At 41.2% G+C, this 14982-nt stretch carries 14 protein-coding genes; 7 read left to right on the top strand and 7 right to left on the bottom strand.

What is annotated here, in order from left to right; translation table 11 throughout:
- Nucleotides 1–9: 9 nt before the first annotated feature.
- Together QVH07_RS05460 and QVH07_RS05455 are read left to right on the top strand one after the other, a co-directional pair.
- The gene (locus tag QVH07_RS05460; RefSeq protein ID WP_289999142.1) at nt 10–1221 is read left to right on the top strand and encodes a serine hydrolase domain-containing protein; all 1212 of its coding nucleotides are present in this window, start codon (nt 10–12) and stop codon (nt 1219–1221) included.
- 67 nt (nt 1222–1288) lie between these two features.
- Complete coding sequence (locus QVH07_RS05455) at nt 1289–1627, top strand: DUF6122 family protein (protein WP_289999141.1); 339 nt, start codon at nt 1289–1291, stop codon at nt 1625–1627.
- Here QVH07_RS05455 and QVH07_RS05450 read toward each other — a convergent pair.
- On the bottom strand, nt 1624–3204 hold the full coding sequence (locus QVH07_RS05450; protein ID WP_289999140.1) for a SulP family inorganic anion transporter: 1581 nt from the start codon (nt 3202–3204) through the stop codon (nt 1624–1626). The two genes, QVH07_RS05455 and QVH07_RS05450, sit on opposite strands and share 4 nt — an antisense overlap.
- 513 nt (nt 3205–3717) lie before the next feature.
- Here QVH07_RS05450 and QVH07_RS05445 point away from each other — a divergent pair.
- Nucleotides 3718–4311: a DJ-1/PfpI family protein gene (locus QVH07_RS05445; RefSeq protein WP_289999139.1), complete on the top strand. Its 594-nt coding sequence runs from the start codon at nt 3718–3720 to the stop codon at nt 4309–4311.
- A complete protein-coding gene (locus tag QVH07_RS05440) occupies nt 4308–4625 on the top strand; it encodes an antibiotic biosynthesis monooxygenase family protein (protein WP_289999138.1) in 318 nt (105 codons plus the stop codon). Before QVH07_RS05445 ends, QVH07_RS05440 begins: the two co-directional genes overlap by 4 nt.
- A gap of 2 nt (nt 4626–4627) precedes the next feature.
- On the opposite strand, the gene QVH07_RS05435 is transcribed toward QVH07_RS05440, so the two are convergent.
- Both QVH07_RS05435 and QVH07_RS05430 read right to left on the bottom strand, forming a co-directional pair.
- Nucleotides 4628–5101: a hypothetical protein gene (locus QVH07_RS05435; RefSeq protein WP_289999137.1), complete on the bottom strand. Its 474-nt coding sequence runs from the start codon at nt 5099–5101 to the stop codon at nt 4628–4630.
- Between the two features lie 19 nt (nt 5102–5120).
- The gene (locus QVH07_RS05430) at nt 5121–5696 is read right to left on the bottom strand and encodes a hypothetical protein (protein WP_289999136.1); all 576 of its coding nucleotides are present in this window, start codon (nt 5694–5696) and stop codon (nt 5121–5123) included.
- A gap of 119 nt (nt 5697–5815) precedes the next feature.
- Here QVH07_RS05430 and QVH07_RS05425 point away from each other — a divergent pair, with 119 nt between their 5' ends.
- Together QVH07_RS05425 and QVH07_RS05420 are read left to right on the top strand one after the other, a co-directional pair.
- Nucleotides 5816–6430, top strand: a complete 615-nt coding sequence (locus tag QVH07_RS05425; RefSeq protein WP_289999135.1) for a hypothetical protein — start codon at nt 5816–5818, stop codon at nt 6428–6430.
- Nucleotides 6430–7476 (top strand): alpha/beta hydrolase, encoded by a 1047-nt coding sequence (locus tag QVH07_RS05420; protein WP_289999134.1) that lies wholly within the window; start codon nt 6430–6432, stop codon nt 7474–7476. The genes QVH07_RS05425 and QVH07_RS05420 overlap by 1 nt, the downstream gene beginning before the upstream one ends.
- On the opposite strand, the gene QVH07_RS05415 is transcribed toward QVH07_RS05420, so the two are convergent.
- From QVH07_RS05415 to QVH07_RS05400, 4 genes are read right to left on the bottom strand one after another with little or no spacing between them, the layout of a single operon-like run.
- On the bottom strand, nt 7473–9398 hold the full coding sequence (locus QVH07_RS05415) for a sialate O-acetylesterase (RefSeq protein WP_289999133.1): 1926 nt from the start codon (nt 9396–9398) through the stop codon (nt 7473–7475). The two genes, QVH07_RS05420 and QVH07_RS05415, sit on opposite strands and share 4 nt — an antisense overlap.
- 4 nt (nt 9399–9402) lie before the next feature.
- Nucleotides 9403–10719 (bottom strand): xylose isomerase, encoded by a 1317-nt coding sequence (xylA, locus tag QVH07_RS05410; RefSeq protein WP_289999132.1) that lies wholly within the window; start codon nt 10717–10719, stop codon nt 9403–9405.
- A gap of 35 nt (nt 10720–10754) precedes the next feature.
- A complete protein-coding gene (locus tag QVH07_RS05405; RefSeq protein WP_289999131.1) occupies nt 10755–12251 on the bottom strand; it encodes a xylulokinase in 1497 nt (498 codons plus the stop codon).
- 3 nt (nt 12252–12254) lie between these two features.
- Nucleotides 12255–13898 (bottom strand): sodium/sugar symporter, encoded by a 1644-nt coding sequence (locus QVH07_RS05400; protein WP_289999130.1) that lies wholly within the window; start codon nt 13896–13898, stop codon nt 12255–12257.
- Between the two features lie 399 nt (nt 13899–14297).
- Between QVH07_RS05400 and sdaAB the strand changes: the two genes are divergently transcribed.
- The gene (gene sdaAB, locus QVH07_RS05395) at nt 14298–14975 is read left to right on the top strand and encodes an L-serine ammonia-lyase, iron-sulfur-dependent subunit beta (protein WP_289999129.1); all 678 of its coding nucleotides are present in this window, start codon (nt 14298–14300) and stop codon (nt 14973–14975) included.
- The last annotated feature ends 7 nt before the right edge of the window (nt 14976–14982 follow it).

The raw sequence follows: 14982 nt of genomic DNA, 5'->3' as shown, positions 1-14982 counted from the left end.
TTCAATCTTATGAGAAAATTCATCCTTCTGACACTTTCTGTTTTGAGTTGCTTCTTGCTAGAAGCACAAACTTACTTCCCGGAAAAAGGAAATTGGGATAAAGCTAATCCATCCGAAATAGGAATGAATGAAACCTTGCTTCAGGAAGCCATTGACTTTGCGATAGCTCATGAAAGCGATGCCAACCCGAATCTCAAGGTGGCGCACTATGAAAGTGGGTTTGGAAGAGAACCTTTCGGATATCCAATTGGACCGATGAAAACGAGAGGTCAAGCTACAGGTTTGATTATTTATAAAGGCAAACTGGTAGGCCAATGGGGAGATCCTGATCGGGTGGACCTAACCTTTAGCGTAGCAAAAAGCTTCCTTTCCACTACCACAGGTCTTGCCTGGAGAGAAGGTTTAATTAAAGACGAAATGGATTTGGTTTACCCTTACATGGCGCCGATTTACCCATATCAGCCCGCTAAACTAATCATGGACAAAGCAGACCATGTTTATGAGGATGATGTTTTTGAGTTGTTTGATACAGAACACAATAGAAAAATTAGGTGGGATGATTTGCTACGTCAAACTTCTGATTGGGAAGGGAGTCTTTGGGGTAAGCCTGATTGGGCAGATCGCCCAAGAGAAGGTGTGGCGGAGAAAAGAGCCCGACCTCAAAATGAACCCGGCTCAGTATATGAATACAATGACACAAGAGTAAATGTACTTGCTCTGGCTGTGATGAATGTATGGAGAAAGCCTCTTCCGGTGGTCCTGAAAGAGCATATCATGGACCCAATTGGGGCGAGTGACACTTGGAGATGGACTGGGTATGAAAACTCATTTGTCATTCTGGATGGACAGATTGTACAATCAGTTTCAGGAGGTTCACACTGGGGAGGTGGCATGATGATTAATGCATGGGATCAGGCAAGATTTGGATACCTCACTTTAAGAAATGGCAATTGGAATGGGGAACAATTAATTCCAGAGGAATGGATTGAAAAATCCAAAACTCCAACACCCGCCCAACCAGACTATGGCTTTATGAATTACTTTCTCAATAATGACAAAAAAGCAATTCCTGCAGCTCCGAGCACAGCCTTTTTTCATCTAGGTGCGGGAACCAATATGGTGTATGTGGACCCTGAAAATGATCTTGTCATCGTGGCGCGTTGGATCCCAAATGCCGACAAAGCGGAACTAGTAGAAAAGGTGCTAAACGCAATAGATTGATTTAGTGTATATGAAACCAAAATGGAATTCATTTTAATGAAAAAAAAGATATTTCTGCCTGACTCTAATGGAAGAGATTTTACCCATTCTACAGACCTTTGTCCATTATTCTTTGCATCTACTGGCTCCTGGACTGATCGCGTATGTTTTCTTCAAAAAAAATTGGAAGAAAGCATATGTGATCATGCTTCTAACTATGTTGGTCGATTTAGATCACCTTCTCGCCGACCCGATATTTGACCCAAATCGATGTGGCATAGGTTTTCATCCCCTCCACTCCTATTATGCTATAGGAGTTTATTTCGTTTTGCTTTGGCCAAAAAAAACCAGAATAGCGGCTGTGGGTCTACTTTTTCATATGCTTACCGATTTTCAGGATTGCCTATGGATGCGGTTTCAGGCTTAGACTTTGCGTCCAGCTAAAGGGTGTTTTGAAAATGGAATATGATGTTCCAAACCGATAATATTTACCTTCCCCCCAAGTCTCTCATAATTTTCCTGAAAAATCCGAAGTGAATCCATCACTGAGTGATCAACCAATTTGGTTTGACTCAGGTCAATTGAAATAATCTCTCCTTGTTCTATACTTTCGAGGGCCTTTTTTATGGGTAAGAAATTTGAAAAAATAGCCGCCTTTCGGATTAAAAAGCTATGACCAGAATTCTCTTTCTTTTTTTCAAAGTCCGCTTTGAAAAAGGAATGTAGAGGCACTCCATTGTAGACGTGGATAAATATTTTAACCCCAATTCCCGCGGCTATGCCAAGGAGTAAATCTTGAGCTAAAGTTACAATGATGGTAGTGATAAAGATTACAAGCTGATCCCATCCAATTCGATAAGTTTTCACAAACTCTGAAGGGTGCGCGAGCTTAATCCCCACAGCAATTAACATGGCTGCCAGGGCCGCATTGGGTATCATTTCGATGACTGGAGCTGCCACCAAGACAAAAACCAATATGAAAAGACCATGGAAAAAATTTGCCCATCTGGTTTGTGCTCCATTCGAGACGTTTGCTGAGCTTCTTGCCACCTCAGAAATCATAGGTAATCCACCAAGACAAGCGCAGATAACATTACCAATGCCAATTCCTACAAGATCCTTATTGTTGTTTGATCTTCGTTTATAGGGATCGATATGATCTACGGCTTTTACCGTCAACAAAGATTCAAGAGAGCCTACCAGTGCAAACATGATCACATACTTGATGAATATTCCCGTATTCGTCATACCTGTCAAATCCGCATTGAACTGAAGGCTATTGGCTAAATTTCCAACTTTCAGCAGGGCAAAAGGCCCTTCAGTTTCTCTGAAATCAAAGCCCAATTGGATAGGTATGACAATTAGCAAAACCACCAAAGGTGATGGGATTTTCGCAAGAAAAGACACAGGAATCTTTTTCCAAACTAGCATTATGACAAGACTAATCATCCCAACAAAAGTACCCTCGGGATCAAGGTTCAAAATGAAGGATGGAATATTTATAAGCATTTCAACGATTCCCTGACCTTCGTAAATCTCAGGTTCAAGGTTCAAAAGGACAGGTAATTGCTTAATGATAATGATCAACCCTATCGCGGCTAACATTCCATGCACTGCTGAAAGTGGAAACACATCTGCAAAGCTTCCCAACTTGAGCAAACCAAAAAGAATTTGAACCAAACCTGCTACTACCATTGCACCCAGTGCTAGTTTCCACCCTTCCAAACCTCCCCCAAAAGCAGTGACAGAGCCTGCTACTACCACGATCAAACCAGCAGCCGGTCCTTTAATGGTAAGTTTTGATCCAGCCAAAAAACTAACTATAACACCTCCGACAATGGCGGTGACAAGCCCCATAATCGGGGGAAATTCAGAGGCTTTTGCTATTCCCAAGCTCAAAGGCATAGCCAATAAAAAAACGACAAACCCTGCTGTGGAATCCGCTAGGATATTTTGCTTAAATCCTGCGAAACCGTCCTTGGGAATTTCACTCTGTTGCTTCATAATGCTGAAGCGACCAAATTAATAAAACATATGTGCTTATTCAGAAGGATGGCAACTATGATCTTTTAAAATTTCCTTTCTGACGATTTTCATTAGTGCGTCTAACAGTTTAAACAAAAAAAAGCCCCGATTACTCGGGGCTAAGGGTGATGAGAACAACTTTTCTCAAACTCCTTAATTTGAAGAAATCTGAAAGACCTACTTCAGGTTTAAGGAAACCTATCATCAATTATTAGAACACTAAACTTTAAACTCCTTGATATGCATCTATCTTTCGCCACTTTCAAAACTTTATTCTGATATATGAATCAAACAACCCCTATTCAGAATAATCTTCCTTAAGTGAAGACTCGTTTAATCGTCTTGCATACAAATATACGGAAGGATTTTCAGCTGGTTACTAGTGGATTAGCTTATTTGATTTTTATCAATTACATTTTTATGTATGCGTAATGTTAATGACTGTTAAAATTAGAGATTGAAAATGGAAAAGGATTTACTCATATTGGACTCATGAAAAGAGTCGGAATTTATTTGTTTGATGATGTTGAGGTTTTGGACTTTGCCGGACCATTTGAGGTGTTCTCTGTTGCGGCTCAACTTAGTCGTTATGAAGAGTTCGAAGTATTCACATTTTCTGACGAAGGAAGAACCATCAAAGCTGTAAATGGTCTTTCGGTAAATCCAGACAGCGATCTTTTTAAACTTGACAAGGTAGACTTCCTTGTTATTCCCGGAGGTCAGGGCAGTAATGAGGTGATCAAAGAAATTGATAGTCTATCCAAGCTCGATCTTCTTATTAAGCAATCTAAATGGACCATGAGTGTCTGTTCCGGATCAAGGATGCTTGGCGTCTTAGGTTACCTCAAAGACAAAAAATATTGCACCCATCATAGCGTTTACGGCAGTATGGCTGAAATAGAACCATCAGGAGATCCGCAGCCAAATTTGAGGTTTGTTCCTGCCAGTGATACCATTTATACATCCGCCGGTATCTCTGCCGGTATTGATTTATCTTTTTTCTTACTTGAAGCTACCTTCGGAAAGGACCTTGCAGAGGAGACTGCCAAGTATATGGAATACCTACCCTATCTTCAGAAAACATGATCGCCAAAACACCCGAAACCCCATATTATGCCGTAATTTTTTCAAATATCCGTACAGATGTTGATGAGGGATATTCCGAAATGGCAGAAGCCATGATTGAACTAGCTTCTCAACAAAAGGGCTACCTGGGTCATGAGAGTGTACGGGATGGATTAGGAGTCACCATAAGTTATTGGGAAAGTCTGGAAGACATTCGAAATTGGAAAAAGCATCAGGATCATGTATTGGCCCAAAATTATGGTCGGGAAAAGTGGTACTCGGCTTACAAAACAAGGATATGTTTAGTGGAAAGAGATTATGGCTTTGGCCTGTAAGGCTAAAAGGCATAACCAAAACTTAATCCACCGTACAATGGCCAAAAAACACCATATCCAAACAAAGGAGTCATACCCACTCTAAAAAGAAAGCCTCCTTCTTTAGGCTCTCGTCTATAGCCTATAGTCATGGTGCCAAACAAACCATCTCCAATGGTTTCATCGCTGCCCCTGGCCTGAGTATTCGTATTATCAAAGCCAAGCGCATAGGTAGCTCCAAGCCCTAATTCAAAGTATTTTCCATTCTTCCCGAGAAGGTAATTTAAACCAAAAGGAAAAGTAGCTGCTCCAGTGCCATCGAGAGCAATAAAGGAAGCACCCGCCCTGAAACCCAAACCATCTAAGCGCTGATCAAATCTTTGATCGTAATTAAAAGAGTAAAGCCCACCATTGCCAAAAATTTCAGCATACACGGCTTTGCTTCTCACTCTCTCCGTCTCTTCCTGAGCATCCGCACAAAAGAAAAGAAGAGTCAAAAAACTGGTAAGTATTAATTTAGAATGCATAGCCAAAACCTACACCGGCATACAATGGCCAGAAACCGTTATTGTTGAAAATCGGGTTTAAATTCACTTTCCAGGTGAATCCTCCGTCTACAGGAATTCTCCTGTATCCAAAATTCAAGGTTCCCATAATACTAGGAGAACCATCCACATCCAAAATAAAACTGTAAGATGGACCACTGGTGTCTGTACATACCCAATTTCCATTCTGATCTATAAATCCATCATAGCAATAGTAGTCATCATACTGCTGATCAAAGGCAAAAAATGTGAAGCCAAAGCCCATTTCAAAATAGTGAGGTCCTCGTCCGTATAGCTTGTTCACCATGATCGGCATAGAGAAAAAGCTTTCATTGCTGGTTGCAAAGCCCCCTACTCCCACACGCATACCCCAAGAGTCTAGCCTCGTTTTATCGAACCTGAAATCATAATTGAAACTATAGGGTAACCCTGCGCCCCCGAGCTCCACATAAACTGATTGTGTTGGAGGATTCTGAACTTCCTGGGCATCCGCCGAAAAAGCAAAAATCGACCAAAAAAACACTGAAAGAGTTAGAATTTTTTTCATGAAATAGCTGGTTTAAAAATTTCCTAGAGGGTAAAATTTTCTCGCTCAAATTTATACGATAAAAGCTGATTTAGATTTGGTTTATGCGTAAATAATTTTCAATTAAGTATTTTTGACGCATGAAGAAACGCCTGGTCATGCCATCTCGATTAAGAAAAATCTTGAGCCTTACGATGGGCTTATCAGGATTTTATATGCTTTTATTGGTGGTTTCCTCCTGCGAGACGGACCCCAGCCTTCAGAATCCATTTGGTGAGTGTGGCCCTGCGGCCAAAGCTGATGCAGTAGATATTTCAGTATTTTTTAGTCCTTATGAAAATGAGACCTATGCTATTGAAAGTGACACGGTCCAATTAAAGGATTTCGCTTTCAATTTTCAGTTGATTCCGGAAGTTCAAAGCTCTTCCCAAAAGGGTTTATTTCCAGGACAGGCGTATGCACTTTCTTGTGCTCAGACTTTTGACTTTCAAAATATTTCGAACATCACGATCATCCTTAAAAAAGAATTCAATAATCTACCGGTAGGTACAGATATTTCATTTATGCTTGAGCTTCCGGATGGTTCTACTTTAGATCAATTAAGAGATTTCAAAAAATCTACGGCCTACTACAGTTATAAACTCAATATTGTACCTGAAAATTTCAGCCAATTAGAAACGCAAACCTTTTTATTTTTGCGTGATGGAACACGTATAGTCGTGGATTCTACCAGCCCATATATTCAAACAATTTGATGAAAGTTCTTCAAAAAATCTTCCTTGGGGTGTTCGCTCTGGCGGTCATCCTGGTCATCGTTTATATGCTCGGTCCTAAATTGGATCCGATAGATCTTGAGATTCATTACCCAGCTTCCGATGTAACAAACGTGGAAAGTTATATCAAATCCAGAGAGGACACGGTAAAAGGTCTTAAACCAGGGAATGAAGCCTACGTGGTCTGGGCAGATTCAACTACCAAGGAGAAAACACCAATTTCCATTGTATACATCCATGGTTTCGGTGCCAGTCCCATGGAAGGTGATCCAGTACACCGTTTCTTAGCAGCTCATTTCGGAGCAAATCTATTCGTTACCCGGCTTCCAGAACATGGTATAAATCGAGAAAATGGAATGGAGTATTTAACTCCGCAAGCTTTGGCTGATGCCGCAGGCGAGGCCTATCAAATTGGTAAAATTCTTGGAGATGAAGTAATTATTGTGGGAACATCCACCGGAGGTTCTTTGGCATTGCTTCTCGCATCACAGCAGCCAGACATAAAAGCGGTAGTTACCTATTCTCCAGCCATTCGTGATTACGGTCAGCGTTTGGAGTCTTTTTATTCCCCTTGGATGCAAAAACTAATGGTCTTAACCGCTGCCGATAATGGAGTCTTGCGACAAGATCGGGAAGGAGAGAAAAAGATGTATTGGTCTGAGCAGTATCACATCAATGGTTATGAGAGTCTAGCCCAAATTTTTTATTCAGGAATGAAAGAGGAGACTTTTGAAAAAATCAATCAACCACTCTTTTTGGGATACTTCTACAAAGATGAGGAGGAACAGGATTTCGTAGTTTCGGTTCCAAAAATGCTAGAGATGTATGAGCAAATCCGCACCCCGGAATCGTTAAAGGTCAAGAAAGCCTTTCCTGACGCAGGTGATCACGTGATTGCCAGCTCCATTACTTCCGGGGATTGGGAAGGAGTTCTATTCTCGACGATTGAGTTTCTGGAAAATGTGGTTGGTTTAGAACCAGCTGAGCAATTCGAAGGGGTTGATTTGGAAAGAGTCACTTTGGACTAATCGGCTTTTTCTTCCTCCAAAAGTAATCGGAAAGGAACAGCCGGAAGTCCTATATGATTTTGGAGATTGACCTCAGGATTATCGGCCCATGCATACCTGATTTCCTGAATATTCTGAGGGCTCTCCACTACTATCAAAACCTGATTCTCTGATAATATTTTGGCCGAAGCTAATTCAAAACTCTCACCATCCTGAGAGACAATAAAGCCTTTAACTTCTTCACCACTCTCAAGTTGCAATCCATCTCCTGTAGATACAAAAGTCAACAAAATGCCATCAGGACGACGCTCCCAGTTAGATACTTCGGGGCCCTGGTCTAAAATTTCTTCTTCAAAAGAAATAGTTCTGGCTTGAAGCCAAAGCCTCTCTCCCACATCTTTCTTATTTCTGGGATGGATGTCCTCAGCTTCCCCAATATCAATGGTTACCGCCATTCCCGTATTCGGTAAGGCTAGGGTTTGCCTTTGCGCCTCGCGCAAATGAGCCCAATCACTATCAGGCTGCAGCTCTTTCCTTTCCAGCCAATTTGCTAGCTGAACAAAAAGAAAAGGAAAATCACCTAATTCCCATTTTTCTCTCCAGTTTTGGATCATGGCTGAGAAAAGCTCCTGATATTCATCATGCCTTCCTGCATTACTTTCACCTTGATACCAGATCACACCTCTGATTCCATAATTTATCAGAGGATGGATCATGGCATTATACATTAAACTCGGTTTCCAGTTAAGCCACTCAACATTTGGAAGTTGGGGCTCCACAATATCATTTGAATATGTCCAGCTTCCTTCAAGAGAAACTTTATTTGTCCCTGATTGTATGTACATTCCATCAGGTGCTCCAACAGAAGGCCGGTTGTTCCAGGTATTGTAAGTTCTGATGGTGAGTACATTTTGACCTACATTCACCAGATCAGATGGAATTTCAATTGGTGGCATTCCCACTCCTACCTCGTTGTGATGATGAAGGAGCTTTCCATTAAGAAAGACAAAAGAACCCTGACCGACATTGGGGAAAACCAATGTATTTCCCTCTTTTGTATTTAAGCTAAACTTCTTTCGAACCCAGGCGATGTGTTCCAGAGGATTATCCGCTGGCAGATTTATCCTTTTCCAATTAGTATCATTGTAATCTAAAGAAGCCGCCTCCCGAGCAGCTAGTGAATCAGGCCTTTGCACAAGCAAATCCCGGATCTCCCTGCGCTTTTCATTTGCTTCAATTTCAGCTCCTAATAATTCTGGTGATTCAACTATTTCTTGAGCTTCCTCAGAATAAGCACCTGATAGTTTAGCCAGAGCTTCTGCTTCCGTCCATCCTTCTGCCGGTGTACCTCCCCAGTTCGATTCTATTATTCCTACAGGAACCTCCTTCTCAAGGTGATTTCTTTTGGCAAAAAACCAGGCAACAGCCGAAAAATCAGGCATATTCTGAGGATTTGCTATTTTCCATTCTCCCCCTGAGACATCTGTTTCTTTCTCTATTCCATAATCTTTAGGAACCTTGAAAAACCGAACGGACTCGATTCCTCCTGAAGCAATTTCTTCCTCAGCACCAATAACTCCAGCTGCCAAAGGCCACTCCATATTGGACTGCCCTCCTGCGAGCCAAACTTCACCTATATAAACATCAGAGACTATTTCTTTATTTATCTGCAATTGAAAAGGGCCCCCTGCTTCAAATTCTGGTAGTTCAATCTTCCACGTACTATCTTCTTTAACCGTTCCACTTGCGACGGTTCCAGCAAGAGCTACGCGGATTTTTTCACCAGGTCCTCCCTTACCCCAAATTTTGACGACTTCTCCCCTTTGAATAACCATACCATCGGAAATTAATCTTGGAAGATGAACTTCAGAATCGTATGAAATGGGTTCACAGCCTGACCAAAGAATCAGGATAAAAAGATGAAGAAAGAGAGACCTTTTCATTGACTTACTGAATAAATCTGTTTAAAAGATTCTCATAGTATTCTTGCTTTCCACTGGTCATTTTGGGTTCCCCAGCTGCCAAAGCATGATTTCTCAAGTCTTCTAAAGAAAGCTTTCCACTTTCAAAATCTTTCCCAATTCCAGAATCATAGCTAGAATATCTATCTTTTCTTTTCTGGAGATAATCAGATTTTTCAAGAATACTTTCAGCAATGATCATGCTTCTCGCGAAAGCATCCATACTACCAATATGTGCATGGAATAGATCGTCCATATCGGTGGAGTTTCTTCTGATTTTAGCATCAAAGTTTACACCACCACCTTGAATACCTTCACTAGTCAAAATTACCAGCATAGCCTCCGTCAACTCCTGGAGATTCAGGGCAAATTGATCCGTATCCCATCCGTTTTGGTAATCACCTCTGTTTGCGTCTATGCTTCCGAGCATACCTGCATCTGCTGCCACCTGTAGCTCATGTTGGAAAGTATGTCCCGCCAAGGTCGCATGGTTCACCTCAATATTTAACTTGAAGTCTTTATCCAGACCGAAATGTCTCAAGAAACCAATTACTGTGGCCGCATCATAATCGTACTGATGCTTGGTTGGCTCCATTGGCTTTGGTTCAATAAAGAAGGTCCCCTTAAAACCGTTGGATCTGGCATAATCCCGAGCCATGGTAAGGAATCTGGCTAAATGCTCAGTCTCTCGCTTCATATCAGTATTCAGGAGAGACATATATCCCTCACGTCCTCCCCAAAAGACATAATTTTCACCATTCAGCTTAATTGTGGCATCAAGTGCATTTTTTACCTGAGTTCCTGCGAATGCCAGCACATTGAAATCTGGATTGGTGCTGGCTCCATTCATGTATCTGGGATTACTAAAGACATTGGCCGTTCCCCAAAGTAACTTCACCCCTGTAGATTTTTGCTTTTCCAAAGCATAATCCGTGATGATCTGCATATGCTTTTCATAAGTCTGAAGACTATCTCCTTCATCAATCAAGTCGATATCATGAAAGCAATAATATGGAGCACCGATCTTAGTGATAAATTCAAAAGCTGCATCCATTTTATCTTTCGCCCTTTGAACCGGATCAGCAGCTTTATCCCAGGGATGATTTAGTGTACCTGGTCCAAAAGGATCTCCTCCCGTTCCGCAGAATGAATGCCAGTAGGCTATCGCAAACTTGAAGTGCTCCTTCATGGTTTTCCCACCGATCATCCGGTTTTCATCATAGTACCTGAAAGCTAACGGATTATCAGAATCCTTCCCTTCAAATTTTATTTTCTCAATGCCGGAAAAATATTCTTTACTCATGGTTTATTAGGTTTATTTGTTTGATTATTAATTAATTATACACTCAAAGCTAGCGCAAGCTTATGCTTCCAATGCTCATAGGCTTCTTTGTAAGAGTCAAGGAAATAGGGGTTTGGCGAAAAGGTTTCTAAGAGTTCTAAATTCTCAAAAGCCTCTTCAGGAGATGCAAAAAGACCAATACCCACTCCAGCTCCTCTCGCTGCTCCTTGGGCCCCATCTGTATCATAGAATTCCAGTTCGACCTCATTCATATGGATGAAGGCACTCCTAAATACTGGACTTAAAAACATGTTCGCTCTACCAGCTTTTACCTTATCCACTTTCATTCCCATGTTTTTCATGATTTCAAAACCATAAGAAAGTGAGGACACGATTCCTTCCTGGGCAGCTCTAAAAACATGGCCTTTCGAATGCCTGAGCAAATCCAAATCAATCATTTGCGCTCCCAAAAATCTGTTCTCAAGAATTCTTTCAGCCCCATTTCCGAAAGGTAGAAAGACAAGTCCTTCAGAACCCACAGGAACAGATTTAGCTAAAGAATTCATCTGTGGATAGTCAATATCCCCCTGTCCGAAATTCTGTCTTAGCCAACTATTTAAAATACCTGTGCCATTTATACACAGAAGTACTCCAAATGAAGGATCATTAATCTTGTGATTCACGTGGACAAAGGTATTCACCCTGGATTTTGGATCGTAAAGTGGATCTTGGGTAATACCATAGATAGTACCAGAGGTACCAGCGGTTGTAGCGAATTCTCCAGGTTTGAAGACATTTAATGAGAAAGCATTGTTTGGTTGATCTCCGGCCCGATAAGAAATAGGCACGCCCGCATCCAGCCCGGTCTCCTTACTTGCTTTTTGAGTAATTCCCCCCTGAGAAGAGAATGAGGAATGAGCCGCAGGCATCCATTCCTCAGGAATTTGATATTCATCCAAAAGGGCTTTACTAAGTCCATTTTGTTTAAAATCCCAAAATATTCCCTCTGAAAGCCCGGTCTCTGAAGTAGAGATTTCCCCAGTCAGTTTCATGGCGATAAAATCACCAGGAAGCATAATTTTATGAATTTTGGAGGCTGTTTCTGCTTCATTTTCGATAACCCATCGAAGCTTTGACGCAGTAAAATTCCCTGGAGAATTCAGAAGATTGGAGAGGCAATACTCTTCACCTAAAGACTGAAATGCCTTCTGCCCTACCTCAATGGCACGGCTATCACACCAAATTATTGATGACCTGAGAACATTTTGATCCTTGTCTACCAGCACAAGCCCGTGCATTTGGTAAGCTATTCCTATACCTTTTAATTCCCCGGATTTTAAACTTGCCTTATGGCTTACTGACTTTACAGCTTCCACCGTATACTTCCACCACATTTCAGGATCTTGTTCAGCCCACCCTGGTTCAGGGGAATCAATTGGCATTTCTTGTTTTGGAAAGGAATCTGTTCCTACTACTTTACCGGATTCAGCGTCCAGCAGACTAGCCTTTACTGAGGAACTCCCAATATCTAATCCTAATAACAGTTGTCTCATGATTTACCAAAATACTATGTAAAGCGCTGCAATGATTCCAGTAATAAGGAATGCCCCGATTTTAAATGAAGTACTGGTTCTGAAAAGATCACGGTTGATATCTATAGAATTCGGGTGATCTTTTCCTTTACCCTCCAGCAAAGAAATTCCAATCATCAAAACTGCTAGGACTAGAAACACCACTCCCATCCTATCGATGAAAGGAAGATTTGGAAAAACCACCTTCAATACAACCGATAATGGAATACTCAAAGCGGCCCCAACTAAAGCGGCATTGGATGTGGTTTTCTTCCAGAAAACCCCGAAAAAGAAAATGGCAAAGACACCTGGACTTATAAATCCGGTGTATTCCTGAATAAACTGGAAGGCCTGATCCAGTTGACCTAGTGCTGGTGCAACCAGAGCAGCAATCACGAACGCTACCATGGCTGTAATCCGGCCGACTCTCACTTGCTTCTTTTCACTGGCCTGAGTGTCAAAATACTTTTTGTAAATATCCATTGTGAAAATAGTGGATGTACTATTAGCCATGGAGGCTAAAGATGAAACAATGGCAGCTGTCAATGCTGCGAAAGCCAAGCCTTTCAGTCCAACAGGTAATAATTGTAGAAGTGTAGGATAGGCTCTATCTGATTTAACTAATCCTGTTCCGGGATCAGTCATGGAATCAATGAAGCTCACGTCAATTCCGTCCTTTACAATCACCCATGCAGCAATTCCCGGAATCACCACGATCAATGGCATCAGAAGCTTTAAGAACCCTGCGAAAATCATCCCTTTCTGAGCTTCATCGAGACTTTTGGCCGCCAAGGCCCTCTGAGTGATGTACTGGTTAAAACCCCAATAGCTCAAGTTTGTAATCCACATCCCTCCAACTAATACACTCAGGCCCGGGAGATCCAAATAAGCATCTCTTGTCCCTCCACTTCCATCAGGGATCATCATTTCTCCCTTGGAAAGAATCATAGAAAAATGACCCGGAACCTCTTTTCTTAGCAATCCAAGACCCTCCCAGGCATCTCCTCCTCCTACCATTTGCAAAGCAATGTATGTAGTGGCCAACCCTCCACAGATCAGGAAAACGACCTGAATCACATCAGTCCATGCCACCGCTTTCAATCCTCCATAAATGGAATAAATCATGGCAAATAGCGCAAGACCAATGATTCCATAAACTAGTGGCACATTAAGGATCGTATTTAAGCTTAGCGCCCCTAAATAGAGCACAGAGGTAAGGTTCACGAATACATAAAGTAATAGCCAAAAGACCGCCATGGTAGTCCTAACTCTTGCATCATACCTATCGAGTAAAAACCCAGGCATAGTATAGATGCCTTTTTTAATGTACACAGGAAGAAAAAATATGGCCACAACAAGTAGTGTGGCAGCCGCCATCCATTCATAGGTAGAAATGGCCAATCCAAGGGCAAACCCTGAACCTGACATTCCTATAAATTGCTCTGCTGAGATATTTGAAGCTATCAGAGAAGCACCCACGGCCCACCAGGGCAAAGCTTTGGATGCCAAAAAATAATCTGAAGAGTTCTTTTCATGCCCTTTTTTCTCCTGGGAAACAAAAATCCCCATTCCTATAATAAGAAGGCAATAGCCTATAAAGACGACCAGGTCTAATGGTTCTAATAGCATATTTTGGGTTGATGGTTGATTTAAATCCGTTTGATTTTTTTGAAATTAAGCCATTAAAGATAGTGTTTTCAAGCAAACGTTTGCATTCATTTTTATATGGGTTTTGAATCAGCTTGAATTTGAGCTTATTAGGGCTTAAAATTTACAAATGAGTTGGGATGAATTGGTGTTTATGCAGAAAAATTGAAGGTCAAAAAACTGAACTGAATGTTAAAATGTCACGTTTACGGTCATTTAATTGTTCATTCGTGAACAGTTCTCCACCCTGTCCTAATTTAATCCACCTGGTAAATCAGTCAAAAAGTGCCATTTGACGATTATTAAGACTATTGATCAAAAAAAACCAAATACAAATAAAGTAAGACCTTACCTTAGCATCATAATTGAACAATGATTGGCATGTCGAATAAAAGTAGTGTTTTTGATATGATAGGACCGGTAATGATCGGGCCTTCATCTTCACATACTGCTGGCGTGGTCAGGATTGCAAGAGCCGCGATTCGGGTTTTGGGATCGGTTCCTGACTCGGCAGAAATTACCTTCTATAATTCATTTGCCAGAACTTATGAAGGTCATGGTAGCGACCGAGCAATTATCGGAGGACTACTAGACTTTAAAACAGATGACCCGAAGATCAAAGACGCTCTGAAAATAGCAGAGGAAAAAGATTTTCAGTACAAGTTCAAATCCATTGGCAACTCTTCAATTCATCACCCAAATACAATCAGGTTAAAACTGGTCAAAGGTGACAAATCAATTGAAGTTGTGGGTGAAAGTCTCGGAGGAGGAGTGATTAATATTGCTGAGATTGATGGATTTGTGGCTAATTTTTCAGCTCAGAACCATACTTTAATCATAAAGGCTGACGACATATCGGGAGCAATTGCCTTCATTTCAGCAGTCATTACCCAAGAAAAAGCAAATATTGCCACCATGTCTGTTTCTAGAAAAGGAAAAAATGACCTAGCTTGCCATGTAATTGAAATGGATTCAGGAATTAATGCCATTACGGTGGAATACTTAAAATCATTATCCTGGATCAAAGAATTAATTTATATACCAGATATAGACCTGTAAACCAACT

Source organism: Algoriphagus sediminis (assembly GCF_030403435.1).
GTDB lineage: Bacteria > Bacteroidota > Bacteroidia > Cytophagales > Cyclobacteriaceae > Algoriphagus > Algoriphagus sediminis.
This window is presented reverse-complemented; position numbering and strand designations above follow the sequence as displayed.